Origin of the sequence: Brevundimonas sp. (assembly GCF_036676055.1) — a bacterium.
Classification (GTDB): domain Bacteria; phylum Pseudomonadota; class Alphaproteobacteria; order Caulobacterales; family Caulobacteraceae; genus Brevundimonas.
In genome coordinates, this window is record NZ_JAKFDS010000055.1 from 67,977 (window position 1) to 93,061 (window position 25,085).

Annotated in this window: 25 protein-coding genes; 15 read left to right on the forward strand and 10 right to left on the reverse strand. The window is 69.7% G+C overall.

Annotated elements, in window-relative coordinates; genetic code table 11:
• Positions 1-18: 18 nt before the first annotated feature.
• Positions 19-1,536: a signal recognition particle protein gene (gene ffh / locus V6M45_RS09615; RefSeq protein WP_332655866.1), complete on the reverse strand. Its 1,518-nt coding sequence runs from the start codon at positions 1,534-1,536 to the stop codon at positions 19-21.
• Between the two features lie 327 nt (positions 1,537-1,863).
• On the opposite strand from ffh, the gene V6M45_RS09620 reads away from it, so the two are divergent.
• Entirely contained in the window at positions 1,864-2,151 is a 288-nt protein-coding gene (locus tag V6M45_RS09620; RefSeq protein ID WP_332655867.1) for a UrcA family protein, read from the forward strand.
• A gap of 76 nt (positions 2,152-2,227) precedes the next feature.
• On the opposite strand, the gene V6M45_RS09625 is transcribed toward V6M45_RS09620, so the two are convergent.
• Positions 2,228-4,399 (reverse strand): M3 family metallopeptidase, encoded by a 2,172-nt coding sequence (locus V6M45_RS09625; RefSeq protein WP_332655868.1) that lies wholly within the window; start codon positions 4,397-4,399, stop codon positions 2,228-2,230.
• 124 nt (positions 4,400-4,523) lie between these two features.
• On the opposite strand from V6M45_RS09625, the gene V6M45_RS09630 reads away from it, so the two are divergent.
• Positions 4,524-5,381, forward strand: a complete 858-nt coding sequence (locus tag V6M45_RS09630; protein WP_332655869.1) for a glutamate racemase — start codon at positions 4,524-4,526, stop codon at positions 5,379-5,381.
• 3 nt (positions 5,382-5,384) lie between these two features.
• Here the strand turns inward: V6M45_RS09630 and V6M45_RS09635 are convergent, their stop codons facing one another.
• Positions 5,385-5,918 carry a carboxymuconolactone decarboxylase family protein gene (locus tag V6M45_RS09635; RefSeq protein ID WP_332655871.1) on the reverse strand — a complete coding sequence of 178 codons (534 nt, stop codon included), beginning with the start codon at positions 5,916-5,918 and terminating at the stop codon, positions 5,385-5,387.
• A gap of 198 nt (positions 5,919-6,116) precedes the next feature.
• Positions 6,117-6,671 (reverse strand): peroxiredoxin, encoded by a 555-nt coding sequence (locus tag V6M45_RS09640; protein ID WP_332655873.1) that lies wholly within the window; start codon positions 6,669-6,671, stop codon positions 6,117-6,119.
• 227 nt (positions 6,672-6,898) lie between these two features.
• Here V6M45_RS09640 and V6M45_RS09645 point away from each other — a divergent pair, with 227 nt between their 5' ends.
• Positions 6,899-7,777 carry an SIMPL domain-containing protein gene (locus tag V6M45_RS09645; protein ID WP_332655875.1) on the forward strand — a complete coding sequence of 293 codons (879 nt, stop codon included), beginning with the start codon at positions 6,899-6,901 and terminating at the stop codon, positions 7,775-7,777.
• 46 nt (positions 7,778-7,823) lie between these two features.
• Entirely contained in the window at positions 7,824-8,252 is a 429-nt protein-coding gene (locus tag V6M45_RS09650) for an HIT domain-containing protein (protein ID WP_332655877.1), read from the forward strand.
• On the opposite strand, the gene V6M45_RS09655 is transcribed toward V6M45_RS09650, so the two are convergent.
• Positions 8,236-8,790, reverse strand: a complete 555-nt coding sequence (locus V6M45_RS09655; RefSeq protein WP_332655878.1) for a hypothetical protein — start codon at positions 8,788-8,790, stop codon at positions 8,236-8,238. The two genes, V6M45_RS09650 and V6M45_RS09655, sit on opposite strands and share 17 nt — an antisense overlap.
• A gap of 178 nt (positions 8,791-8,968) precedes the next feature.
• On the opposite strand from V6M45_RS09655, the gene sdhC reads away from it, so the two are divergent.
• The 7 genes from sdhC to V6M45_RS09690 are packed head-to-tail and all read left to right on the forward strand — an operon-like array spanning position 8,969 to position 13,889.
• A complete protein-coding gene (gene sdhC, locus V6M45_RS09660; RefSeq protein ID WP_332655880.1) occupies positions 8,969-9,442 on the forward strand; it encodes a succinate dehydrogenase, cytochrome b556 subunit in 474 nt (157 codons plus the stop codon).
• Positions 9,439-9,846 carry a succinate dehydrogenase, hydrophobic membrane anchor protein gene (gene sdhD, locus V6M45_RS09665; protein ID WP_332655881.1) on the forward strand — a complete coding sequence of 136 codons (408 nt, stop codon included), beginning with the start codon at positions 9,439-9,441 and terminating at the stop codon, positions 9,844-9,846. Before sdhC ends, sdhD begins: the two co-directional genes overlap by 4 nt.
• 4 nt (positions 9,847-9,850) lie before the next feature.
• Positions 9,851-11,635 carry a succinate dehydrogenase flavoprotein subunit gene (sdhA, locus tag V6M45_RS09670; protein ID WP_332655882.1) on the forward strand — a complete coding sequence of 595 codons (1,785 nt, stop codon included), beginning with the start codon at positions 9,851-9,853 and terminating at the stop codon, positions 11,633-11,635.
• The gene (locus V6M45_RS09675) at positions 11,635-12,435 is read left to right on the forward strand and encodes a succinate dehydrogenase iron-sulfur subunit (protein ID WP_332655884.1); all 801 of its coding nucleotides are present in this window, start codon (positions 11,635-11,637) and stop codon (positions 12,433-12,435) included. Before sdhA ends, V6M45_RS09675 begins: the two co-directional genes overlap by 1 nt.
• Before the next feature lies 1 nt (position 12,436).
• Positions 12,437-12,757 carry a 2Fe-2S iron-sulfur cluster-binding protein gene (locus V6M45_RS09680; RefSeq protein ID WP_332655886.1) on the forward strand — a complete coding sequence of 107 codons (321 nt, stop codon included), beginning with the start codon at positions 12,437-12,439 and terminating at the stop codon, positions 12,755-12,757.
• A 5-nt stretch (positions 12,758-12,762) separates the two neighbouring features.
• A complete protein-coding gene (locus tag V6M45_RS09685; protein WP_332655888.1) occupies positions 12,763-13,563 on the forward strand; it encodes a kinase in 801 nt (266 codons plus the stop codon).
• On the forward strand, positions 13,560-13,889 hold the full coding sequence (locus V6M45_RS09690; RefSeq protein ID WP_332655890.1) for a PilZ domain-containing protein: 330 nt from the start codon (positions 13,560-13,562) through the stop codon (positions 13,887-13,889). The genes V6M45_RS09685 and V6M45_RS09690 overlap by 4 nt, the downstream gene beginning before the upstream one ends.
• Here the strand turns inward: V6M45_RS09690 and V6M45_RS09695 are convergent.
• Both V6M45_RS09695 and V6M45_RS09700 read right to left on the reverse strand, forming a co-directional pair.
• Entirely contained in the window at positions 13,886-14,740 is an 855-nt protein-coding gene (locus V6M45_RS09695; protein ID WP_332655892.1) for an HAD family hydrolase, read from the reverse strand. The genes V6M45_RS09690 and V6M45_RS09695 overlap by 4 nt on opposite strands.
• Positions 14,741-14,919: 179 nt before the next feature.
• Positions 14,920-17,244 (reverse strand): PAS domain-containing sensor histidine kinase, encoded by a 2,325-nt coding sequence (locus V6M45_RS09700; protein WP_332655894.1) that lies wholly within the window; start codon positions 17,242-17,244, stop codon positions 14,920-14,922.
• A 145-nt stretch (positions 17,245-17,389) separates the two neighbouring features.
• On the opposite strand from V6M45_RS09700, the gene V6M45_RS09705 reads away from it, so the two are divergent.
• Complete coding sequence (locus V6M45_RS09705; protein WP_332655896.1) at positions 17,390-17,794, forward strand: metallopeptidase family protein; 405 nt, start codon at positions 17,390-17,392, stop codon at positions 17,792-17,794.
• 6 nt (positions 17,795-17,800) lie between these two features.
• Here the strand turns inward: V6M45_RS09705 and V6M45_RS09710 are convergent, their stop codons facing one another.
• Entirely contained in the window at positions 17,801-18,421 is a 621-nt protein-coding gene (locus V6M45_RS09710) for an excalibur calcium-binding domain-containing protein (RefSeq protein ID WP_332655898.1), read from the reverse strand.
• Between the two features lie 248 nt (positions 18,422-18,669).
• On the opposite strand from V6M45_RS09710, the gene rlmN reads away from it, so the two are divergent.
• The 3 genes from rlmN to V6M45_RS09725 all read left to right on the forward strand — a co-directional run bounded on the left by rlmN (position 18,670) and on the right by V6M45_RS09725 (position 21,251).
• Positions 18,670-19,845: a 23S rRNA (adenine(2503)-C(2))-methyltransferase RlmN gene (gene rlmN / locus V6M45_RS09715; protein ID WP_332655900.1), complete on the forward strand. Its 1,176-nt coding sequence runs from the start codon at positions 18,670-18,672 to the stop codon at positions 19,843-19,845.
• Between the two features lie 133 nt (positions 19,846-19,978).
• A complete protein-coding gene (locus V6M45_RS09720; protein WP_332655902.1) occupies positions 19,979-20,422 on the forward strand; it encodes a DUF350 domain-containing protein in 444 nt (147 codons plus the stop codon).
• A gap of 4 nt (positions 20,423-20,426) precedes the next feature.
• Entirely contained in the window at positions 20,427-21,251 is an 825-nt protein-coding gene (locus tag V6M45_RS09725) for a S1 family peptidase (RefSeq protein ID WP_332655904.1), read from the forward strand.
• A 1-nt stretch (position 21,252) separates the two neighbouring features.
• On the opposite strand, the gene V6M45_RS09730 is transcribed toward V6M45_RS09725, so the two are convergent.
• The gene (locus V6M45_RS09730) at positions 21,253-24,099 is read right to left on the reverse strand and encodes a M16 family metallopeptidase (protein WP_332655906.1); all 2,847 of its coding nucleotides are present in this window, start codon (positions 24,097-24,099) and stop codon (positions 21,253-21,255) included.
• Positions 24,100-24,190: 91 nt separating this feature from the next.
• Complete coding sequence (locus V6M45_RS09735; RefSeq protein WP_332655908.1) at positions 24,191-25,078, reverse strand: hydrogen peroxide-inducible genes activator; 888 nt, start codon at positions 25,076-25,078, stop codon at positions 24,191-24,193.
• Positions 25,079-25,085 lie beyond the last annotated feature (7 nt).

The window sequence follows — 25,085 nt, forward strand, 5'->3', positions numbered from 1 at the left end:
CTCTTTCTTTAAGCGAAATCATTTCTTGGGAGGAAAGCCCGGCAGGCCCGGAAGGCCTCCCGGCAGTTGTCCGCCGCCCAGTCCGGCGAGCCGGTCCTGGATGGCTTTCATGTCTTCGGCCGTCGGCTCGGGCATCTTGCCGCCGCCCAACGCCTTGAGGCGGGCCATGTCGCCGCCGCCGCCCATGCCGGGCATGCCCATCATGGCGGCCATCTGTTTCAGGCCCTTGCCGCCGCCCTTGGACATCGACTTGACCATGTCGGCCATCTGCCGGTGCTGCTTGAGCAGGCGGTTGATCTCCTGGACCTCGACCCCGGCGCCCTTGGCGATGCGCTTCTTGCGGCTCGCGTTGAGCAGGTCGGGTTTCTTGCGCTCGATCCTGGTCATCGAGCTGATGATGGCCTCCTGACGGGCGATCATCCGGTCGTCGATATTGGCGTCGGCCATCTGGGCCTTCATCTTGGCCACGCCCGGCAGCATGCCCATGATGCCCTGCAGACCGCCCATGCGCTTCATCTGCTGCAGCTGGGCGGCGAGGTCGTTGAGGTCGAACTGGCCTTTGGCCAGCTTGCGGGCCATGGCCTCGGCCTTGGACTGGTCGAGTTCCTGCGAGGCCTTCTCGACGAGCGCGACGATGTCGCCCTGGCCGAGGATGCGGCCGGCGACGCGGCGGGCGTCGAACACCTCGAGGGCGTCGACCTTTTCGCCGGCGCCCAGATATTTGATCGGCAGGCCGGTGACGGCCCGCATCGACAGCATGGCGCCGCCGCGCCCGTCGCCGTCGGCGCGGGTCAGGACCAGGCCGGTCAGGGGCAGGCGTTCGTGAAAGGCGCGGGCGGTGCGCACGGCGTCCTGACCGGTCAGGCTGTCGGCGACCAGCAGGGTTTCCACCGGCTTCGACACGGCGGCGACTTCCGCCACCTCGGCCATCAGGGCTTCGTCGAGGGTGATCCGGCCCGCGGTGTCGAGGATCAGGACGTCAAAGCCCTGCAGCCTGGCCGACTGGAGGGCGCGTTTGGTGATCTGCACCGGGCTCTCGCCGGCCACGATCGGCAGGACGGCGACCTCGATCTGCTTGCCGAGGGTCTGCAGCTGCTCCATCGCCGCCGGACGACGCGTGTCCAGCGAGGCCATCATGACCTTCTTGCGATCGAACTTCGTCAGCCGCAGCGCCAGCTTGGCAGAGGTCGTGGTCTTGCCCGAGCCCTGCAGGCCGGCCATCAGGATGACGGCGGGCGGCGCGGCGTTCAGATTGATCGGGGTCGGCTCCTCGCCGCCCAGCATCTCGACCAGACCGTCATAGACGATCTTGACCACCTGATCGGCCGGCTTGACCGAACGGATGACCTCCTCGCCGGTGGCGCGCTCGGTGGCGAAGGCGATGAAGTCCTTGACGACCGGCAGGGCGACGTCGGCCTCGAGCAGCGCCACGCGCACTTCGCGCATCGCCTCGGCCACGTCCTTTTCGGACAGGGCGCCGCGCCCGGTGATCCGGTCGAAGACGCCTGTCAGCCGCTCGTTCAGAGCCTCGAACATTCACAACCTCTGTTGGCGCAGGCGAAACGGCTCCATACGACAACAGCCCCCGGCGACGATCACGTCGGCGGGGGGTTCTCGCCTGCCTCGTCCCGATGGTTCGGGGGTCGTGCAGGTGGAGACGCGAGGTTCACTTGCGTCGGAAGCGGCGGCTTATGGCGGAAAAGCCGGGCGAAGACAAGGCGACCCTGATCGGCGTTCAGGTTTCCGCGAATTCACCCGACGTCGCTATTTTGCCGCGAAATCCACATCAGGCCGCAACAGCGGGGCCGTATCTCCCGCTCCGTCGCCGCCCATGAGCGACGCAGCTCTCCGCAGGAGATCGCCATGAAAACTCTCGCTTCTCTCGTCGCCGTCCTGACCCTCGCCGCCGCCGGTTCGGCCTCCGCCGGGGAGGTCCGCATCGCCTGGGGCGATCTGGACCTGTCCACCCCGGCCGGGGCGGAGGCCTTCGACACCCGGGTTCGCGCCGCCGCCCGCAAGATGTGCCGCGGCGTGCCGATGACGGCCGGCCGCGCCGACTGCCGGGCCGCCGTCCGTGACGAGGCCGTCGCCCGCCTGCCGGGCGCGGCCCAGGTCGACTACGCCCTCAGCCGCGTTCCGCTGGTCGCCTGAGCGCAAGGAAAAGGCCCGGCGGATCGCTCCGCCGGGCCCTTTTCTTATCGGATCGCGCTCAGGCGGCGAGCCTTGCTCAAGACACCGGGAAACCCCGGACCTTGAGCAGGGCTGTCACGTCAGGGTTGCGGCCGCGGAACCGGCGATAGGCCTCGCCGCGGTCGGTGGTGTTGCCTTCGGACAGGATGATGGCCTTGTAGCGGGCCGCGATGTCCGGGTTGAAGACGTCGCCCGACTCCTCGAAATAGGCCCAGGTGTCGGCGTCCATGACCTCGGACCACAGGTAGCTGTAGTAGCCGGCCGAATAGGCGTCCGAGGTGAACAGGTGATTGAACTGCGGCAGGCGGTGCCGCATCACGATCTCCTTCGGCATGCCGTAGCGCGCCAGGCTCTCGCGCTCGAAGGCGTCGATGTCGGTCGGCGGCGTGGCCCGCGTGTGCAGGTCCATGTCGACCAGGGCCGACGACAGATAGCTGACCGTCGCATAGCCCTGGTTGAAGGTGGCGGCGGCCTCGACCTTGTCGACCAGCGACTGCGGCATCGGCTGACCGGTCTCCACATGCTTCATGAAGCCGTCGAGGATCGGCCGGCTCAGCACCCAGTGTTCGTGCACCTGCGACGGATATTCGACGTAGTCGCGCGGGGTGCCGCCCAGGGCCGGATAGGTGATCCTGTACGACAGATAGTGCAGGGCGTGGCCGAACTCGTGGAACAGGGTCTCGGCGTCGTCCAGCGAGATCAGGATCGGCTCGCCGCCCTCGGCCTTGATGAAGTTGTTGTTGTTCGACGCCAGCACGTTCTTGACGCCGTCATAGGTCGAATAGGACCGGTAGGTGGTCATCCACGCCCCCGACCGCTTGCCGGAGCGGGCGAAGTCGTCGGAGTAGAACAGGCCGACGTGGCTGCCGTCAGCCTTGTTCGTGACCTCGAACACCTCGACGTCGGGATGGAAGACCGGGACCGTCCCCTTCGGCAGCGGCGTGAACTGATAGCCGTACAGGCGCTCGGCCATATGGAAGGCGCCGCGCTTGACGTTGTTCAGCTCGAAATACGGCTTCAGCTCGTTCTGATCGAGGTCGTACTTCTGCTTCCGGACCTTCTCGGCATAGTAGAGGTAGTCCCACGGCTCGATGTCGTGACCCGCGATCGCACGCATGTCGGCGACCTCCTCGGCCACCCGCGCCTTGGCCGGCGCCCAGACCCGGTTCATCAGGTCCATGGCGGCGGCGGGGGTCTTCGCCATCGTGTCCTGCATCCGCCATTCGGCGTGGTTGGCGAAGCCCAGCAGGCGGGCGCGCTCGGCCCGCAGCTTCACGATCTCGGCGATGATGGCGTTGGTGTCATTGCCGTCGCCGTTGTCGCCCCGGTTGACGAACTTCCGCCAGACCGTCTCGCGCAGCCCGCGGTCGTCGCCGAAGGACAGGAAGGGATCGACGCTGGAGCGGGTGTTGACGATCGCATAGCCGGTCAGATTGCGGCTGCGCGCCGCGGCCGCGGCGGCGGCCTTGTTCGAGGCCGGCAGGCCGGCCACCCCGGACTCGTCCGGAATGTGGGTGAAGGCGTTCTCGTCGGCGACCACCTTCTGGCCGAAGCTGGTGAAGGCGTTGGACAGGGCGGTGTTGATCCGGCCCAGCTCGGCCTTGCCAGCGGCGTCCAGCGCCGCGCCGTTGCGGACGAAGGCGTCACGGGTGCGCTCGGCGAGGCGGGTCTGCTCCGCCGTCAGGCCGGCCGCGGCGGCGCCGTCGGCCACCGCCTTGATGCGGGCGAACAGCCGCTCGTTGAAGGTGATCTCGTCGCCGGCGGCGGACAGCAGGGGCGACACCTCGGTGTCGACGGCCTGGTAGTCGTCCGAGCCGATGTTCTGGGTCATCACCCCGAACAGGGTCGAGGCCCGGTCCAGCGGCTCGCCGGCCATCTGGTAGGGGACCAGGGTGTTGGCGAAGGTGGCCGGGGCCGGATTGGCCGCGATGGCCTCGATCTCGGCGCGCTGCAGTTCGATGCCTTCCAGGATCGCCTCGCGCAGCTTGGGCGCGCTGACCTTGTCCCACGGCGGCACGCCCTCATACGGTCCGGTCCACGGCTGCAGCAGCTCCGCGCGCGGCGTCTGCGCGGGCAGCACGGCCCGGCCGATCCGGGCGTCTTCGCCGAGGCCGGAGGGCGAGCCGCCGCCCATGTCCATGCCGTCGGAGGCGCAGGCCGACAGGGCGAACAGGCTGCCCCCGGCGATGAGAAGTTGGCGTCGATGCATGGGCAGGCTCCGTCGGTTCCGAATGGTTCGGACCAACCTAGGCGCTCCCGCCGCTGACTGTCACCTGAACGGGCCGTAATCTTGGACATGGACGCGGTCCGGCCCTGCGTCTAAAGCGCGCGGCATGGCGATTGGCGTATTCGACTCCGGCGTGGGCGGGCTGACGGTCCACCGCGAGCTGACCCGGCGGTTCCCCGAGCGGGACTTCGTCTATCTGGCCGACCAGGCCAACGCCCCCTACGGCGGGCGCGGCGGCGAGGAGATCGTCGACCTGACCCGGGCCGGCTGCGAACGGCTGTTCGAGGCCGGCGCCAATGTCATCGTCCTGGCCTGCAACACCGCCAGCGCCATCGCCCTTCGCCGCCTGCAGCAGAGCTGGGTCCCCGAGGCGCGCGCCCGGCACGGCCGCCCCGTCAACGTGCTGGGCATCATCGTCCCGACCATCGAGGCGGCCACTGGCCTGCCGTGGACCTACGAGGCCGAACGGATCGCCGAGGGCGAGAAGAAGGAAGCCATCGAGATCACCGGCGTCTTCTGCACCGCCGCCACGGCGATGAGCCGCGTCTATGAGATCGAGATCGACAAGCGGCGCGAGGATCTGGCCGTCTTCTCCGAGCCCTGCCCCGGCCTCGCCGGCCTGATCGAGCTTGGCGCCCCGACGGACGAGCTGAAGGTGGTCGTCAACGACCACGTCGACGCCCTGCGCCGCCGCATCGGCCGCCATCCGGACAAGGCCATTCTCGGCTGCACCCACTACGAGATCGTCGCCGACCTGTTCGCGGCCGCCCTGCCGCCGGGCACGCCGGTGATCCACCAGCCGACCGCCGTCGCCGACGCGCTGGATCGCTATTTCCAGCGCCATCCCGAATACGCCCTGGGCGGCTCGGGCCGGCGGGACTTTCTCACCACCGGCCAGCCCGGGCCGCAGTCCGATCTGGTGGCCCAGTTCTGGGGCGCGCCGCTGGCCTTCGCCGCGGCCTGAGCCTCAGCCCGCCAGCGCCGCTTCCGAAGCCACGATCCGGCTGGCGGCGTGGACCACGGCGCCGATGCGCAGCGCCGCCTGGACCTGGGTCGCCGGCACGCCGTGCTTGCGCAGCTCACCCTCGTGGGCGTCGAGGCAGGCGCCGCAGCCGTTGATGGCGCTGACCGCCGTCGACCACAGTTCAAAATCCATCTTCTCGACGCCCGGATTGGCCAGGACGTTCATCCGCAGGCGGGCGGGAATGGTCGTGTACTCGGTGTTCTTCATCAGGTGCAGCGTCCGGTAGTAGACGTTATTCATGCCCATGATGGCGGCGGCCGACTTGGCCGCGTTCAGCGCCTCGGGCGTCAGGACGGAGGCCGCCTGGGCCTCGATCGCCCGCACCACCGGCGCGACGCCGACCGCATGGGCCGAGGCGAGGAAACAGCCCCATTTCTGCTGATCGTTCAGCACCGTCTCCGACGCGAGCGAACCGAGGTTCAGGGAAATGTCCTTGGCGTAGGCGGGGATGAGGTCGCGGAGCGTATCGATCGACATTTTGGGAGGTTCCCTTCGGGAAGCGGCTATCGCGCGCGACGCGGTCGCGCTGCTTGAGCCGCAGTAAGTCATGGGAGGCGGGCGCGGCCGCGCTCAAGTCGCGAGGCTCCGCGAGCCGAGCATAGCGCCCAAAAAAGAGAGCGAGCGCGGAAGGCGGCGATACAGACGCCGCCGCCTCCCGCCACTCAGGACGCCGCCTTACGCAGCGAGCGTCTCGCCGCCGACCGGGCGGTTGCAGGCGCACAGTTCGTCGGTCTGCAGGGCGTCGACGACACGCAGGGTGTCGGCCGGGGCGCGACCCACGTTCAGGTTGGTGACATAGACGTGCTGCACGACATTGTGCGGATCGACCACGAAGGTGGCGCGCAGGGCGACGCCCTCGGCCTCGTCGAGCACGCCGAGATCACGGGCGAACTTGCCGCCGTTGTCGGCGAACTGCCAGATCGGCAGCTTGTTCAGGTCGGCGTGGTCACGACGCCAGGCCAGCTTGACGAACTCGTTGTCGGTCGAGCCGCCCAGAACGACGGTGTCGCGGTCGTCGAAGTCACGCGCCAGCGAGGCGAACTCGGCGATTTCGGTCGGGCACACGAAGGTGAAGTCCTTCGGGTAGAAGAAGATGACCTTCCACTTGCCTTCGAAGCTCTCGTTGGTGATCGGCTCAAAGGCCGAGACGCCGTTTTCCTCGTGGCTGTTGAAGCCCGGCTTGACGCCGATGATCTTGAAGTCCGGCAGTTTTTGACCGACGCCCAGCATGCGCTGTTCTCCTGATGGTTCTGAATAGGGAAGCTCTGGAGCGCCGGGGGAGCGGCGCCGCAGCCGCGAATTGGCTGTTGCGTTGCACAATGTCAATGATTGGAAACACGAAGAAGCGATAGATTTTATCTATAAGCGCCATAGGCTGACGCCGCCTGACGATCGCCGCCCGGCGGTTTACCCCAAGCCTTGCTGCGGGCACGATCCGACGAGACAAGGAGCTTCTCATGAACCGACTGATCGCGGTCGCCCTCGCCGGCGTCTTCGCCGCCCCCGTCGTCGCCCCGGCGGTCGCCGTCGCCCAGACCCCGCCGGCCACCATCGGCGAGCGCTACATCCCTGCACCGTGGTGGATGCGCGAGCCGGTGATCGCCTCGATCGGCGAAGTCCGAACCCAGGTCGCGGCCAACCGCGCGGCCTTCAGCGCCAGCTTCCAGTCTGTCGACAGGACCGCCGCGGACGCCTCGCGCAAGGCGGCTGATCAGGTCCGGGCCCTCAGTCAGGCGCTCGCCGCCTATGGCGTGGACGCGGTCCGGGTCGAGACCACCGTGTCCACCCGCCCGCTGTATGATCAGTACCGCGATGAAAGCGGCGTGCTGCGCGACAACGCCCGGGCCGACCAGATCGAACGCTACCAGGCCGACGCGACAATCAGCGTCACCGTGCGTGACACGCGGGTGCTGGAGCGGGTCTACGCCACCGTCGTGGCGTCCCAGCCGACCTCGATCGGCCCGGTCGGCTTCAACCTGGAGCCTGACAACGCCGTGAAGACCTGGCTTCAGGGCGAGGCGGTCAAGGACGCCGCCCGACGGGCCCGCGCCGCGGCATCCAACGCCGGCGCCGGCCTGGGCGGAGTCAAGGTGATCGATCCGACCGGAAGGGCATGCGAAACGGATGTGCTGGCTGGCTGGCCCGCCTACGGCTCCGGCGGTCTCGCCACCGACGTCGAATTCCAGCCCGCCTTCGTTCCCCCGCCGCCGCCGCCCGTCATGGCCGCGGAGCGCGGCGCGCCCAACGAGCAGCAGATCGAGTCGGCCCGCCTGGCCCTCCAGCCGCCGCTGCGCGAACTGACCGACCGGGCCTGCGTGGTCTATGCGCTGAACTGATGCGGCTGCGGTTGACGCGGCCGCCGGGCCGGGCGACCGAAGGGGCATGACGCCGCATTTCAAAGCCGACCCCGCCTTCGACCCGGGCTCCATCGTGGTTTGCGACTGGCCGCTGTGCCAGGTGCGGCTGCAGGACGACACCCGCTTTCCGTGGCTGATCCTGATCCCGCGCCGCGAGGGTCTGCACGAGATCGCCGACCTCGACCCCGCCGGGCGCGCCGCCCTGATGGAGGAGATCGTCCGCGCCGGGGATGTAGTTCGCATGCTCGCTGAGGCGGCCCATCGCCCGGTGCAGAAGCTCAATGTCGCCGCCCTCGGCAACGTCACGGCCCAGCTTCATGTCCATGTGGTGGGCCGCCGCCACGATGACGGCCTGTGGCCCGATCCGGTCTGGGGCCGGGGCGCCGCCCTGCCGTACGGGCCCGCCGCCCTGCAGGCCGCCGCCTCGCGGATCCGGCTCAGCCAGGCCGGTTGAGCGTCACCGCCCGGCTCTGACCATTGACGGTCAGCCGGCCACGCCAGCCGGTTCCGGCGCGATCCAGTTCGACTGCGCCGCCGCCCTCCAGCGTCAGGGTGCGTCCGTCGGAGACGACGCCGCCGGCCCCGTCGCGGTTGCGCCATCCCCCCTCGACCGGGCCCGCGCCGGAATCCATCAGCACCAGTTCATAGAGGAGGCGGCCGTCGGCGTCGGTCACCCGCCAGGACCCGTCCAGCGGCCCCGCGGTCTGGTCGGCCCGTCGTTCCGCTGACGCCACGCCCTGGTCGTAGGCGATCTCCACATCGGTCGGGGCGAACTCATAGGCGCCCCGGTAGGCGTCGACCGTGACCGGCGCGGTCAGGGCCGGTCGATGCGGCGCAGCCGGGGAGTCGCCCTGGGCGACTTCCCGCCCGAGGTCGGAACCGGGCTCGAACGGCCGGATCACCGGCGCCGTATAGGACTCCAGCGTTGACGGATGGGGCGCGGCCTGCGGCGTCAGCAACCCGGCCAGCGCGGCGATCAGAAATCCCGACATGGGCGCACATTGCCGCCTTCGGCCCGAAGGCGCAAAGCCGGCGCCCCCCGACCGCGAATTCGTGTTCCTCGGCGTCGCATCCGCCTACGCTTCGTTGACCCCTGCGGCGCCGCTGGACTAAAGCCTGATCACCGATTTCGAGCGGCTGATTTCGCTCAGGTTTCTGAGAACCATTCGCATGTCGACTTCCCCCTTGTCGGGCGACGCTTCCAACGATCCGACCGAAGACCAGACCGGCCGCTTCGTGCGCCAGCCGAACGGCCGCGTCAGGCCCCTCTCGCCCCACCTGCAGATCTGGCGCTGGCACGTCACCATGCTGGGATCGATCCTGCACCGGATGACCGGCGGAGCGCTGGCTGTCGGCGCCGTGCTGGTGGCGCTGTGGCTGATGGCCCTGGCCTTTGGACCCGACGCCTATGCGACCTTCACCGGCTGGATGGGGTCGCCGCTGGGCCTGCTGGTCTGGTTCGGTCTGACCGTCGCCCTGGCCGTGCATTTCGCCGGCGGCGTCCGCCACCTGATCTGGGATGCGGGCGAGGGGCTGACGCCGAAGTCGGCCAACGCCCTGTCCACGGCTTCGATCGTGATCGGCGTCGTCGTCGCGATCGCCTTCTGGGCCGGACTGTTCATGACCGGGAGGGTCGTCCTTTGAGCCGCCTGACCAAGAGCTACATCAAGGGCGTGAAGGTCTCCGAACGCCACGGCGCCGGCGAATGGGTGCAGGAACGGCTGTCGTCGCTGATCCTCGTCCCCCTCACGCTGTGGGGCCTGTGGAGCGGCTGGACGATGTCGGGCTCCGGCTACGACGGCGCGCTGGACTGGTTCCGCTCGCCGGTCAACGCGGCCCTGATGGCCGTGACCCTGCTGATCAGCCTGTGGCACATGAACATGGGCCTCAAGGTCATCGTCGACGACTACATCCACAAGCCCGCCTCGCGCGCCGCCCTGCTCGCCTTCATCGGCCTGCTGTGCCTCGTGCTGGCCGCTGCGGGCGTCTTCTTCATCGTGCGACTGGCGCTGGGTTCCGCCCCGCTGCCGGCCGGTTTCGGAGCCTGATCGCGTGGCTGCTTATGAATTCGTCGACCATGCCTATGACGTCGTCGTCGTCGGCGCCGGCGGCTCCGGCCTGCGCGCCGCTCTCGGCGCGGCCCAGCAGGGTCTGAAGGTCGCCTGCGTCACCAAGGTCTTCCCGACCCGCTCGCACACCGTCGCGGCCCAGGGCGGCATTTCCGCCTCCCTCGGCAACATGGGCGAGGACAGCTGGCAGTGGCACATGTACGACACCGTCAAGGGGTCGGACTGGCTGGGCGACCAGGACGCCATCGAATACCTCGTCCGCAACGCCCCCAAGGCCGTCTATGAGCTCGAGCACTGGGGCGTGCCCTTCTCGCGCACAGACGAGGGCAAGATCTACCAGCGCGCCTTCGGCGGCATGACGCGGAACTTCGGCGAGGGCCCGGTGCAGCGCACCTGCGCCGCCGCCGACCGCACCGGCCACGCCATCCTGCACACCCTGTACGGCCAGTCGGTTCGTCGCGAGGTCGAGTTCTTCGTCGAATATTTCGCCCTCGACCTGATCATGCAGGACGGCGCCTGCACCGGCGTGACGGCGCTGAAGCTCGACGACGGCACGATGCATCGCTTCCGGGCCAAGCTGGTGATCCTGGCCACCGGCGGTTACGGCCGCGCCTATTTCTCGGCCACCAGCGCCCACACCTGCACCGGCGACGGCAACGCCATGGTGCTGCGCGCCGGCCTGCCGCTGCAGGACATGGAGTTCGTGCAGTTCCACCCGACCGGCATCTACGGCGCCGGCTGCCTGATCACCGAGGGCGCCCGCGGCGAGGGCGGTTACCTGACCAACTCGGAGGGCGAGCGCTTCATGGAGCGCTATGCGCCGACCGTGAAGGACCTGGCTCCGCGCGACATGGTCAGCCGCTCCATGACCATCGAGATCCGTGAAGGTCGCGGCGTGGGTCCGAACAAGGACCACATCCACCTGCACCTCGACCACCTCGACCCGGCGGTCCTGCACGAGCGGCTTCCGGGCATCTCGGAATCGGCCAAGATCTTCGCCGGCGTCGATGTCACCAAACAGCCGATCCCGGTCCTGCCGACCGTCCACTACAACATGGGCGGCATCCCCACGAACTATCACGGCGAGGTCCTGACCAAGGTCGGCGACAATGCCGACAGCGTCGTGCCCGGCCTGATGGCGGTCGGCGAGGCGGCCTGCGTCTCGGTGCACGGGGCCAACCGCCTCGGCTCCAACAGCCTGACCGACCTCGTCGTCTTCGGCCGCGCCGCCGGCCTGCGCTGCGGCGAGGTGGTCGACAAGACCTCGAAGGTGCCCGACGCCCCGGCCTCGGCCACCGACGCCCACCTGGCCCGCCTCGATCGCTTCCGCAACGCCAACGGCTCGACGCCGACGGCGAAGCTGCGCATCGCCATGCAGCGCGCCATGCAGTCCGACGCCGCCGTGTTCCGCACCGGCAAGACTCTCGAGGAGGGCGTGTCCAAGCTGCGCGCCATCCACGCCTCGGGCGATGACATCAAGACCACCGACCGCGGCCTGATCTGGAACACCGACCTGGTCGAGACCCTCGAGTACGACAACCTGATCGATCAGGCCCTCGTCACCATCGAGGGCGCCCTGAACCGCACCGAGAGCCGCGGCGCCCACGCCCGTGAGGACTATCCGGACCGCAACGACGCCGAGTGGATGAAGCACACCCTCGCCTGGAAGGTCCCGGGCGACGCGGTGAAGATCGATTACCGCCCGGTCCACAACTACACGATGTCGACGGACATCGATTACATCGAACCCAAGGCGCGGGTGTACTGATGGTCCAGCTGACTCTCCCCAAGGGCTCGAAGCCCACAACCGGCAAGGTTCACAAGGCCCCGGCCGGCGCGAAGAACGTCAAGACCTACAAGGTCTATCGCTACGATCCCGAGGTCGACGCGGACCCGCGCTGGGACGTCTATGAGGTCTCGGCCGACGACCACGGCCCGATGCTGCTGGACGCCCTGATCCACATCAAGAACGAGATCGACCCGACCCTGACCTTCCGGCGCTCGTGCCGCGAGGGCATCTGCGGCTCCTGCTCGATGAACATCGACGGGCGCAACACCCTGGCCTGCACCAAGGGCTGGGAGGAGTGTTCCTCCTCGACCATCGCCATCGCCCCCCTGCCGCACCAGCCGGTGGTCAAGGACCTGGTCACCGACCTGACCCTGTTCTACGCCCAGTACGACTCGATCCAGCCCTACCTCCAGTCCGACGACCCGGACCCCGAGACCGAGCGGCTGCAGACGCCGGAGGAGCGTTCGAAACTGGACGGCCTGTACGAGTGCATCCTGTGCGCCTGCTGCTCGACCTCCTGCCCCAGCTACTGGTGGAACCAGACCGAATACCTCGGCCCTGCCGCCCTGCTGCAGTCCTACCGCTGGATCGCCGACAGCCGCGACGACGCCACCGACAAGCGGCTCGACGACCTCGAGGACCCGTTCAAGCTCTACCGCTGCCACACCATCATGAACTGCGCCCAGGTCTGCCCCAAGGGTCTGAACCCGGCCAAGGCCATCGCCGAGACCAAGAAGCTGATGGTCTCGCCGTCGCGGAAGAAGACCGAGGCCGCCTGACTTGGCCAAGGTGACCTACATCGAGCACGACGGCCGCGAGCATGTGGTCGAGGTGAAGAACGGCCTCTCCGTCATGGAGGGGGCGATCCGCAACAATGTGCCCGGCATCGACGCCGACTGCGGCGGGGCCTGCGCCTGCGCCACCTGCCACGTCTATGTCGACGAGGCCTTCGCCGCCGAGACCGGCCGCGCCTCGGCCATGGAGGAGTCGATGCTCGACTTCGCCGAGAACGTCCAGCCGAACAGCCGCCTGTCGTGCCAGATCCGGGTCAGCGACGACCTCGACGGCCTGATCGTCCGCCTGCCCGAATCCCAGCACTGAAGGCCGTGGGCCGCGCGCACCCCGACCTGGTCGAGCTCGTCGGCCGGCTGATCGCCGACGGCCCCAGGGATCGCCCGCCGCTGATCGCCGTCGTCGGCGCCCAGGGGTCGGGCAAGACCACCCTCGCCCGCGCCGCCGCCGACCACTTCGGCGCGGCGCAGATCTCCATCGACGACGTCTATCTGACCCGGGCCGAACGCGAGGCCCTTGCGTGCGAGCTCCATCCGCTGTTCGTCACGCGCGGCCCGCCCGGGACCCACGACCTGGCCCTGCTCGGGGACCTGATCGACGCCCTCTCGACCGCGGGGCCGGACGACGAGACCCTGATCCCCGATTTCGACAAGCGCGGCGACGACCGCCGGCCCCGCGACCGCTGGCGCCGCTTCCGGGGCCGCCCCTCGGCCATACTGATCGACGCCTGGTGTCTCGGCGCCCTGGCCGAGGACGCGGCCGCCCTCGCCGCGCCCCTGAACGCCCTCGAGCGCGAGCGCGACCCGGACGGCGGCTGGCGGCGCGCGGTCAACGCCTTCGTGGCCGGCCCCTATGCGGACTTCGCCGCCCGCTTCGACGCCATCCTGTTCCTCCAGGCGCCGGGCTTCGAGGTCGTGCTCGACTGGCGCAGCCAGCAGGAGGCGGACCTGCTCGGCGTCGCCCCGGACGATCTGCCGCAGGACGAGCGCCGCCGTCTGGCCGGCTTCATCCAGTATTTCGAACGCGTCACCCGCCGCATGCTGACCGGCGGGGTCCGCGCCAGCGTCACGGTGAAACTGGATCGAAACCGTCAGCCCGTAGCGATCGACCGATGAACAGGCCAGACGACCGCCGGCTCGAGCCCCGCTCGCCCGCCAATGCGCGCGGCCTCGTGGTCGCGCCCGGGCTGGAGATGGCCTGCCTGATCCTCGATCTGTCCACCACGGGCGCCCGCCTGCGGCTGGACCGCAATCTCTCCCTGCCGGGCCGGGTGGTGATCGTCGACATCGCCCAGGCCACCGCCGTCGAAGCCGAGGTGGTCTGGCGCAAGGGTCAGGAGGCCGGGGTGAAGCGTCTCGGGGCCGCGGCCTCGCTGCGCGGCCTGGTCCCGTCCCGCCTCGCCGCCGCCCGCGACGCCCTGATGCGCTCCGGCGGGCGCTAGACTCCGTCCGGCATGGTCCCGGCGGTGATGGCGATCCGGCCGATCAGCCCCTTGACGATCAGGTCCAGCGCCGAGCCCTCGCGGTAATCGGCGGCGGCGACGAAATTGACCCGGTCCTCCGAGATCAGGCCGTAAATCTTCTGCTGGTCGCGCTCGGAGTTGCGCGGATCATAGACGGCGATCGAATAGCCGCCCTTGGTGTGCATCATCTTCATGGTCGGCACGTCGGTGTCGCCGTCGCCGAGGAAGATCATCCGCTCGAACGGCACCGGCCGGTCGTCGTCGGCCATGAAGCGGTTGATCTTCTCGTGCTCCCAGTGGTTCAGCACGCCCTTGTTGATGCGGAACAGGTACTGGGTCTTGGTCGTGTAGTTGACGCCGACCGCCGGCCAGATCGCCACCCCCTTGTCGTCGTAGACGAATTTCGAGGCGAACACGTGCCGGAACTCCGGCCGGATCGGGCAGCCGTCGATCATCTCCTCCAGCCCCGCCGAGATGATGTAGTGCTCGATCTCCAGCCCGTATTTCGCGCCGACGGCGTTGATCCGGTCGAACCAGCCCTTGCCGGTCAGGTCGGACTTCAGCCCGTCGAACAGCTTCACGTCCTCGCCGTGCTCGGCCAGCAGCTTGCGGGTGATGGGATGATCGTTCTCCCGCGCCCGCTGCAGCATCAGCTGCATGTACATCAGGATGTTGTCGCCATCGGCCTCGCGGGTCAGCTTGTCCGCCGCGCCCCAGAAGTCGCCGACCCCCATGCCCACCGAGGGAATGAAGGTGACCTCCTGCATATTGCCGCGGGCGAGGGTGCCGTCGAAATCGTAGATCAGCGCGGTCTTGAGGGGTTTGGCCATGGCGAGGGTCCTGCGGAACTGAACCTTCCATAGTCTCCCGCTCATCCCGGCGAAAGCCGGGACCCGGTCCTCTCCGGCTTGACGCTCGCGCTGCGTGACGACCGCCTGGGGCCTCGGTCGGAGTCATCTTCCAAAGCACCGGGTCCCGGCTTTCGACGGGGCGAGCGGGATGGGGTTGACTAGCCCAGCCGCAACTCCGGCGCCGCCGCCACGCTGGTCGCCTCCAGCGGCAGGTGCAGGATGAAGGCCGCGCCCTTGCCCGGCTCGCTCTCGACCTCGGCCCAGCCGCCGTGCAGCTCGACCAGGGCCTTGACCAAGGCCAGGCCGACGCCCGGTCCGCCCCGCTCGCGCTTGACGAAGCGGTCGAAGACGTGGGCCTGCAGGTGGTAGGGAATGCCGCGCCCTGTGTCCTCGACGCGGATGCGGACCTCCGACGGCGCGGCCTCGGCGCTCAGGGTCACCGCCCCGCCCTCGGACACGGCCCGGACGGCGTTGTCGAGCAGATATTCCAGCGCCTGCCCGACCCGCTGGGCGTCGGCCCGGATCGGCTTCAGACTGGACGGACAGGTCACGGTCAGGGTCGCCCCCCGGGCCTCGATCCGCTCGCGCACCCGGTCCGCCGCCTCGTCCAGCAGGTCGCAGACCCGCATGTCGCCGAGGGTCAGCTCCATCTCGCCGGCGTCGATCTGGGCCATGTCCAGCACGTCGTCGATCGAACCGGCCAGCTGGCTGGCCGCGATGCGGATGGCCCCGGCGTGCTGGCGGCTGCGCTCGGGCAGGTCGGCCTGGCTTTCCAGCAGTTCGGAATAGCCGACGATGGTCGTCAGCGGCGTGCGCAATTCATAAGAGACGCTGCCGACGAACTCGCGCTTCAGCGCCGTCGATTCCTCCAGCGCCTGGGCCTTGGCGGCCAGCGCCTGCTCCAGTCCGCGCCGGGCCGTGATGTCCGAGAAGGCCACCAGGGTGGCGCCGTCGGGCAGGGGCCGGGTCTGCCACGAGGCGATGCGGCCGTCCGTCGTCCGGCCCTCGCCCGAGATCGGCACCCGGCTTTCCGGATCGGGATCGGCCACCCGCGCCTTGAGGCCCAGCCACAGGGCCGGGTCGGGCATGGTCGACTGGCAAAGGGCGGCCACGGCGTCGAAATCCCCGGCCGCGTCCAGCGCCTCGCCGCTGACGCCCCAGAAGGTGTCGAAGGCCTCGTTGTGCAGGCGGATGCGGCCGTCCGAACCGAACACGGCGACGGCGTCGTTGAGCTTGTCCAGCGTCGCCTTCTGCACCTGGATCTGGGCGTTGAACCGGCTGCGCAGCTTCAGCTCGTCGGTGATGTCCGAGAACAGCAGCAGCACCCCGCCCAGCGGATGCGGCTGGCGCACCACCCGCAGCGTCCGACCGTCCGGCAGGGACCAGCTGTCGTCCGGCGCGGCCTCGGCGGCGCCGTAGAAGTCCAGCTCATTGGCCTTCCAGCCGGCGTAGTCGATGACCTCCGGCAGCAGCCGGCGCTGGCGCAGCCGGTCCAGAAGCTCGGCGTGGGTCGGCCGCTCGTCCAGCCAGGCCGGATCGATGTTGAACAGGGTCTGGAAGGCGGTGTTGTGGAAGGCCAGCCGCTTCGACGGGCCGAAGATGGCCACGGCGTCGGCGAGGTGGTTCAGCGTCTCGTCATGGGCCTCGACGTGGCGGCGCAGGGTGTCCCGCGTCTCTTCCGCCTCGGTCATGTCGAGGGCGAAGGCCAGCACCGCCCCGGCCCCGCCGGGGGCCGGCTCGGCCACGATCCGCCACGCCCGCCGCCGCCCGCCGCCGGTGGTCCAGCGGAAGCCTTCCTGCCGCTGGTGCAGCCGCCCGGCCTCGGCGACGATGGCGTCGGCCCCGCGGTCGAAGGTCAGGCCCTTGTCGCGCGCCGCCTCGATGCTGTCGGCCTTCATCTCGGCCAGCCACGCCTTGTTGGCCCAAGCCAGCCGCCCGGCGGCGTCGGTGATCCAGGTCGGGGCCGGATAGGCGTCAGCCAGCAGGCCCAGGCCGCTTTCCGCCGCCGTGCCCACGAGGCCCAGCCGCGACAGCCGCAGCCAGGCCGCGCCCGCCGAGGACCGGCCCTCGACCGCCCAGGCGCCGCCCGCGCCGTCCAGCACCGCGTCGAAAGCCTCGCCCTGGTCCATCAGGGCGTCGAGCCGCGGCCCCGCCGCCGCGCGCACGGCGTCCAGCACCGCCAGCGCCGGATCGGCGTCGGCCGCCGCCTCGCCGACAAGTTCGCGGGTGATCGCCGTCCAGGCCGCCGGGGCCCCGAGCCGGCGGGTCTGTCCGTCGGGGGTCAGGGCCAGGCGCGCGTCCTCGAACGCCGCCAGGGCGCCATCCCGATCGGCCAGGGCGATGCGGGCCGCGGACAGTTCGGCCTCGGCGGCGTGGACCCGGTCGGCCAGCCGCCGACGCAGCCGCGCGGCCCAGGCGCTGAGCGCCAGGGCCAGCCCCGCGGCGCCCGCGGTCGCGACATAGGCGATGTCGGCCTCGGCCATTTGGTCTGATCAGCTCCCACGCCCTGATTCGGTAACCATACCCGATGAGGGAGCAGGGGCTAGGGATTAGGCAGTGGGCAGCAGGCAGTAAGGTCAGCCAGGTTCGCCCTTCCTAATTCCTGCTGCCTCCTGCCTACTGCCTCCTATGAAGTGGACCGACCAACCCGCCCCCTCCCTCGACGACTTCGCCCGGCTGGCGCGCGAGGCGTTCGCGGCGCTGCCCGAGCCGTTTCGCTCCCTGGCCGGAGACGTGGTCATCCGCGTCGACGACTTCGCCGACGACGAGACCCTGGCGATGATGGAGATGGAGGACCCGTTCGAGCTGACCGGCCTCTATCACGGCGTCGACATCGGCCTGCGGGACGGCATGGGTCCCGCCCCCGAAGCGTCGCGCATCTTCCTCTACCGTCGGCCGATTCTCGACGAATGGTGCGAGCGCGGCGATGTCGGCCTGTCGGAAATCATCGCCCACGTCCTGATCCACGAAATCGGCCACCATTTCGGCCTCGACGACGATCGGATCGACGTGATCGAGGAGGGGGCGGACTGAAGGGGATCAGCGGAGGCCGTGAGGCTCGCAGCCGACCCCGTCTCCGTCGGCGTCGAGATGCGGTCCGAAGCCCGGCCGGCCCCAGCGAACGGGGGCGGCGTCGGCCGCGCGGGCGGCCGTGCAGTTGGCAAAGGGCATGCCCCGCTCAGCCTGAGCTGGAGGAAGCGCCTCGCAGGCTACGCCGTCGCCGTCTTGGTCGTTTCGTGTCCAGTAACCGGCGGCGCCTGCAACCGCCGGCGCCAGGCCGACGGCGCGGCTTGCCGTGCAGCCCGGCGCCGCTGCGACGTGGCGGATCGACTGGAGCGGCGGAAATGGGCTCAGAACCAGCGCTATAAACACGCCGCCGAAGACGATCAGAAACGGGGGGGCTGACGACCGCGCGAAGCGTCCAAATCGATGCGCGGCCACCCTCCGATTATGCGGGCGATGAACGTTGCCGAAGCGGCGCTGGATACGCGTCAGACGTTGCGCCTCGCGCGCATCCCTGGCCGCCATCCTCCGCCGGAACCGGTTCATCCGGGACAAGATGCATCCGGTCGGTTGACGGACGGTTGAGCCGGATTGCTGCGCTGCAAATCCGCCGCCAGCCATCACAATCTTGCCAGCCAACCGGTTGTTTTTCCTCAACACAGCTCCCGCTCCAGCGTCCTGAACCCGCCATAGGAGGGGACGGTGGTAGGATCGCGCCGGTCTTTCGAACCTTCCGCCGTCGCCCGGCGGTCAAACCGGACGGTCCGCACGATTCGGACGGTTCGGACGGTGTTTTTGTGTTTTACCCGGGTAATATCAAGCCCACGCCCCCCGTCCGGCTCCCGCCTTAAATCCTTCCCGATCTGTGGTATAAGCCGCGCCTCCCGCCACCCAAGGATGCAGCCTTGAGCCTCACGCTCGACCTTTCGCGCACGTCAGCGACCGCCCCGGCGGCGCCCGTCAACCTGTCCGGTCTGACGCGCGCGGGCCTGCGTCAGGCGCTGATCGACGCCGGGGTCTGCCCGCCCGAGAAGGCGAAGATGCGGGCCAGCCAGATCTGGGGCTGGATCCACCACTACGGGGTCACCGACTTCGCAGCGATGAGCAATGTCGCCAGGGACATGCAGGCGAAGCTGGCCGAGCGCTTCACCCTCGCCCGCCCCGAGATCGTCGAGCGTCAGGTGTCGAACGATGGCACCCGCAAATGGCTGATCCGCACCGCCCCCGGCATCGAGATCGAGACCGTCTACATCCCCGACGTCGGCCGCGCCGGCGCCCTGTGCGTCTCGTCCCAGGTCGGCTGCACCCTCAACTGCACCTTCTGCCACACCGGCACCCAGAAGCTGGTCCGCAACCTGACCGCCGCCGAGATCGTGGCCCAGGTCCAGGTCGCCCGCGACGACCTCGGCGAATGGCCGTCCCCCAAGGAAGACCGCCGCCTGTCCAACATCGTCTTCATGGGCATGGGCGAGCCGCTCTACAATCTGGACCACGTCGCCGACGCCATCGACATCATCAGCGATAACGAGGGCATCGCCCTGTCGCGCCGCCGGATCACCGTCTCCACCTCGGGCGTCGTGCCCCAGCTGGACGCGCTGGGAACCCGCACCCAGGCCATGCTGGCGATCAGCCTGCACGCCACCAACGACGCCCTGCGCGACGTGCTGGTGCCGCTGAACAAGAAGTTCGACCTGGCCCAGCTGATGGCCGGCATCCGCGCCTATCCCGGCCTTTCCAACGCCCGCCGCGTGACCTTCGAATACGTCATGCTGAAGGGCGTCAACGACAGCCCCGACGAGGCCCGCGCCTTGCTGAAGCTGATCGAGGGCATCCCCGCCAAGATCAATCTGATCCCGTTCAACCCGTGGCCCGGCACCGACTACGAATGCTCGGACTGGAAGACGATCGAGCGGTTCGCGGCCATCCTCAACAAGGCCGGCTACGCCTCGCCGATCCGCACCCCGCGCGGCCGCGACATCCTCGCCGCCTGCGGCCAGCTCAAGTCCGAGAGCGAAAAGGTCCGCGCCAGCGTCCGCCGCGCCGAACAGGCCGCCGTCGCCGGCTCGGTCGAGGCGGCCTGATCCTTCGGTAGAACTGCGGGGGCGCTACAACCCGAGGTTTGTAACAATTCCTCACCAACTGTGGCCCCGCCGCGCTTGCGGATTGGGGCCGCAATGGGGCACAGCCTTGGCTGTGTCAGCCGCCCGGACAGCCATGGACTCCCCGTCTCTCACCACCGTGCTTGAAAGCCCCGAGGTCCAGGCCTTCGCGACCGGCTTCCCCACGACCGTGGCCCATCTGGGGGTGACGCTCGGCCTGCTGGTCCTCGGCGCGGTGGTCTACGCCCTGCTGACGCCGTGGAAAGAGATCGCCCTGATCCGCGAGGGCAACGCCGCCGCCTCGGTCGCCTTCGCCGGCGTCCTGGTCGGCCTCGCCGTGCCGCTGGCGGTCAGCCTCAGCGTCTCGACCTCGGTGCGGGACATCCTGATCTGGGGCGTCGCCACCGTGGTTCTCCAGCTGCTGGCCTTCCGCATCGTCGACCTGCTGCTCACCGGCCTGCCCCAGCGCATTCGCGAGGGCGAGGTTTCGGCCGCGGTGCTGCTGGTCGGCGCCAAGCTCGCGACCGCGGTCATCCTCGCCGCCGCCCTGACCGGTTGAGGCGATGGCCCGTCCGCCCGACTGGGTGATCTACACCCTCGTGCTCGCGGCCCTGATCGGCCTCTCGCTGGGACAGCGTGAAAACGCCGACGCCCCGCCCGCCCCGCCGGCCCCCGACGAGATGGAGGGCGCCCTGCTGGGTCCGGTCACCCCGTTCGACCCCGCCGTCACCGTCAACGCCCCGGACATCCCGTTCCAGCCGGCCGCCGGCACCGCCTTCTCGATCGCGCGCGAGGGCCGCTGGGTCACCGCCCGGCACGTCGTCGAGGGCTGTCGGCGCCCGGCCATCATGGTCGGGGGCGGTCGCGCCGTCGCCGCCGATGTCCGCCTCGCCCCCCGCGCCGACATCGCTGTGTTGCAGACGGCCGGTGGTCCCGCAGCCGTTCCGGTCGCCGTCGGCCAGCCCCTGCGCAAGGGCCAGCGCGCCTTCCATCCGGGCTATCCGCAAGGCCGCGCCGGCGAGGTCACCTCGCGCCTGCTCGGCCGCGAGACGCTCCGGGTTCGCGGCCGGGGGCAGCGCGACGAACCGGTTCTGGCCTGGGCCGAGGTGGGCCGCACCGACCGGCTGGGCGGCACCCTGTCCGGCCTGTCCGGAGCCCCGGCGCTCGACCGCCAGGGTCGCGCCGTCGGCGTGACCATCGCCGAGAGCCCGCGGCGCGGCCGCATCTACACCACCGCGCCCGACACCTTCGGTCCCGCCGTCCGCGGCCTGCAGCGAGCCGACGAGCCGCTGACGGGCCGCACCGTCACCATCGACAACTACGGCCTCGTCGCCGACGACCTGCGCCGCGACCTGCGCGTGGCCCAGGTCGTCTGCCTGTCGGCCTGATCTACCTCAGCGTCGCCGAGTCGATGTTCAGCTCCGACAGGGGGATGACCTCGACGTTCGGATATTTCGCCCGCAGCGCCTCGATGAAGACCGAAGCGTCGCCGACGATGACAAGGCTGGCGTTCGAGGGCGGCAGGTGCGCCGCCGCGGCTGCCTGGATCTGTGCCGGGGTGACGCCGTTCACATCGTCGTCGTAGGTCGCCAGGTCGGACATCGGCAGGCCGGCAAGCGCGAGCCCGGCCACAAGTCCGCCGAGCCCGTCCACAGTCTCCAGCGCCCGCCCGAAGGATCCGACGAGGGTCGCCTTGCGCGGGGCCAGCTCATCTGCCGTCGCTTCCGTCTCTGACAGGCGGCTGATCTCGGCCAGAATCAGCTCCGCCACCTGCGGCACGGCGTCGTTGCGGGTCTGGGCCGAGGCCGACAGCAGGCCTTCGTCCTCCCGGGCGCTGAGGCTGGAATAGGCGCCGTAGCTCAGGCCGCGCTTGATGCGGATTTCCTGGCTCAGGCGGGCCGAGAAGCCCCCGCCCATGACGCCATTGCCCACCAGCACCGGGAAGTAGGCCTCGTCGATCCGGGAGACGCCGCGCATCGCCGCCACCACCGCCGCCTGTCCCGCGCCCGGCTGGTCAATGACGATGACGCGGGGCGCTACGGGCGGGCCCGCCGGATCGGCGGTCGGCGTGGCGGCCGGACCAACCTGCCAGTCCCCGAACGCCTGTTCGGCGAGCGCGTATGCCGCGTCCGGCGTGATGTCGCCCGAGAACACCAAGGTGGCGTTGGACGGCTGATACAGGCCGCTGTGGAAGGCGACGAGGTCCCCGCGCGAGATCGAAGGGATCGAGGTCGGGGTGCCGGATCCGGGGACCGCATAGGGCGCGTCGCCGAAGACGGCGCGGGCCGCCGCCAGACCGGCCACGGGGCCCGGTTGCGCCAGCTGCACGCGCAGGCCGTTCAGGGTCTGGGTCTTCTCGCGCTCCAGGTCCTCGGCGGTGAAGGCCGGGTTGCGCACGATGTCGGACATCAGCGCCATTGTCTGCGGGAAGACATTGGCCGGAGACGAGGCGAAGACATTGGTGAAGTCCACGCCGGCCCCGGCGCCGATGTCCGCCCCCAGCCGCTCGATCTCGGTGGCGATCTCCGGCGCCGTTCGGGTCTGCGTTCCCTGGGTCAGCAGCGAGGCGGTGAAATTGGCCACCCCCGCCTTGCCGGCAGCCGCGTCGTCCGCGGTCCCGGCGCTGAAGCTCAGCCGCGCGGACACCAGAGGCAGCCCCGGCCTGGTCGCGACCAGGACCCGCAGGCCATTGGCCAGCCGGCGCTCCGCCACCTCCGGCGTGGCCGCGTCGATGGCCGCGCCCGGCTCCGGCAGGGGCGTGCGCTGGCCTTCGGGCAGCAGTGTGACCGGCTCTCCCGCGGGGGCCAGGGCAGCCAGGGTGACCGGCGCGGTGAAGACCTCCTGCACCTCCGAAGGCGGGTTCTCGTCGGTGGCCTGGAGATAGCTCATGGCGATGGCGCGGTCTTCGCGCAGATACTGCCGCGCCACCCGCTGAACGTCCTCGGCGGTGACAGCCTGGATGTTCGGGATGTCCCGATCAGCGCTGGTCGGGTCGCCTGTCATGATCAGGGCGTAGCCGAGCTGGAAGGCGCGGCCGTCGATGGTTTCCAGTCCGCGCAGGGCCTGGGCCGTCAGCTCGGTCTTGGCCTCGGCCAGTTCGGCGGCGGTGACCGGCTCGTCGCGCAGGCGGGCGACCTCGGCCCGCAGCGCCGCGAGGCCCTCGTCCGGGGTCTTGCCGTCGCTCATGATGGCGAAGGTGTTCAGCACCCCGACCTGCTGTTGCTGGCTGTTCGACGAGCTGGCCTGGGTCGCGATCTGCTGGCGGTAGACCAGCGACTGATACAGTCGCGAGCTTTCGCCGGTCGAGAGGATGCCGTCGAGCACGTCCAGCGCCGCCCGGTCCGGGTGATCATACGGCACGGTCGGCCAGGTGATCTGCACCATCGGCAGGGGCACGTTCGGTCCGTAGAAGGTGGCCTCACGAGCCGGGCCGAAGGTCTCGGCCACGTCGTTCTCCGGCAGCGGCCGGTCGGGGTTCTCGATGCCGCCGAAATACTGGTCGATCCACCGGTCCAGCTGCGCCTGATCGAAATTGCCGGCGACGATCAGATAGGCGTTGTCGGGCCGGTAGAAGGTCTCGTGGAAGCGCAGCACGTCGTCCATGGTCGCGGCGTCGAGGTCGGCGATCGAGCCGATGCCGGGCCGGCGATAGGGGCTGGTCTGATAGATGAAGGCTTGGGAGTGAAGGCGTTGGAACCGCCCGTACGGCGTCGACAGCACCCGCTGCCGGAACTCCTCCTTGACCACGTCGCGCTCGCTCTCGAATGAGGTCTCGTCGACGACGAGGGAGCCCATACGTTCGGCCTCGGCGAACAGCATCCGCTCCAGGTGCTGCGCCGGGACGGTCTCGAAATAGTTGGTGACGTCCAGGCCTGTGGAGGCGTTGTTGGTGCCGCCGACGTCTTCGGTCAGGCGATCGAAGGTCTCCTGTGGCAGGTTGCGGGTCGCCTTGAACATCAGGTGTTCGAACATGTGGGCGAAGCCGGAGCGCCCCTCCGGATCGTCCTTGGCGCCGACCTTGTACCAGACCTGCACGGTGACGTTGGAGGTAGCCGTGTCGCGCGCGGTGTAGACCTTGAGCCCGTTCGGCAGGGTCCGTTCCGCAAAGCCCAGCGGCGGCACCGTGATCGAGGCGGGGGCGGCGGCTGGCGCGATCTGGGCGATCGCCGGGGCGGCGACGGGCAGGCCAAGAAGAAGCGCCGAGGCGGCGACGGTCAGGATCAGGCGGGACTTCATGGGGGCGGCTCCGGACGCCCGTCGGGTGCGGGCGGGGCCGACCCTATCAGGGCCGAAAGCGGGCGCACCTTACGGAGTCGTAATGCGCCGCTCAGTCGATCCGCAGGGCCTCGGCCAGCAGTTTGGCCTCGGCCGCCCGGCTCGATCCGGTGCGCCATGCGACGACGATCTCGCGGCGCGGCGCCTTGGCCGAGATGTGGCGGACCACCACGCCGGGCATGTCGGCCAGACCCGCCCGCACCGCCATCTCCGGCAGGAAGCTGACGCCGAGGCCCGATGACACCATCTGCACCAGGGTATGCAGCGAGGTCGCCGCGAAGACGTCCTCGCCTTTCGGCGGATCGATGTCGAAGGCGGCGAGGGCCTGGTCCCGCAGGCAGTGACCATCCTCGAGCAGGATCAGATCCTCGGCCTTCAGCGACCCTGGCGGAATCGGGCCCGAGCCCGCCAGGGCGTGGCCGACCGGGGCGGCGGCCAGAATCTCGTCGTCGCCGATGCGGGCGTGGTCGATGCCGTGGGCGGAGTAGGGCAGGGCGATCACCGCCGCGTCCAGCTGCCCCGCCTTCAGCCCGGCCACCAGCCGCGGCGTCAGATCTTCGCGGATGAACAGCCGCAGGGCGGGATAGGCGTCCTTCAGGCCGGGCAGCTTGGCGGGCAGGAGGAAGGGCGCGACAGTCGGGATGACGCCAAGCCGGAACCGGCCGGACAGCGGCTTGCCGGCGTTCCGGGCCGCCTCGACCAGATCCTCGGTGCGGGCCAGCACATCCTCGGCCCTCCGCACCGCCTCTGCGCCGACGGCGGTCAGCTGGACATTGCCGCGGGTGCGCTCGACCACCGGCGCGCCGAGAATCTTCTCCAGCTCCTGCACGCCCGCGGACAGGGCCGGCTGGCTGACATGGGCGGCCTCCGCCGCGCGGCTGAAGGAGGCGTGCTCGGCGAGGAGCTTGAGATAGTGGAGCTGGCGCAAGGTGGGGAGCATGCGTTCT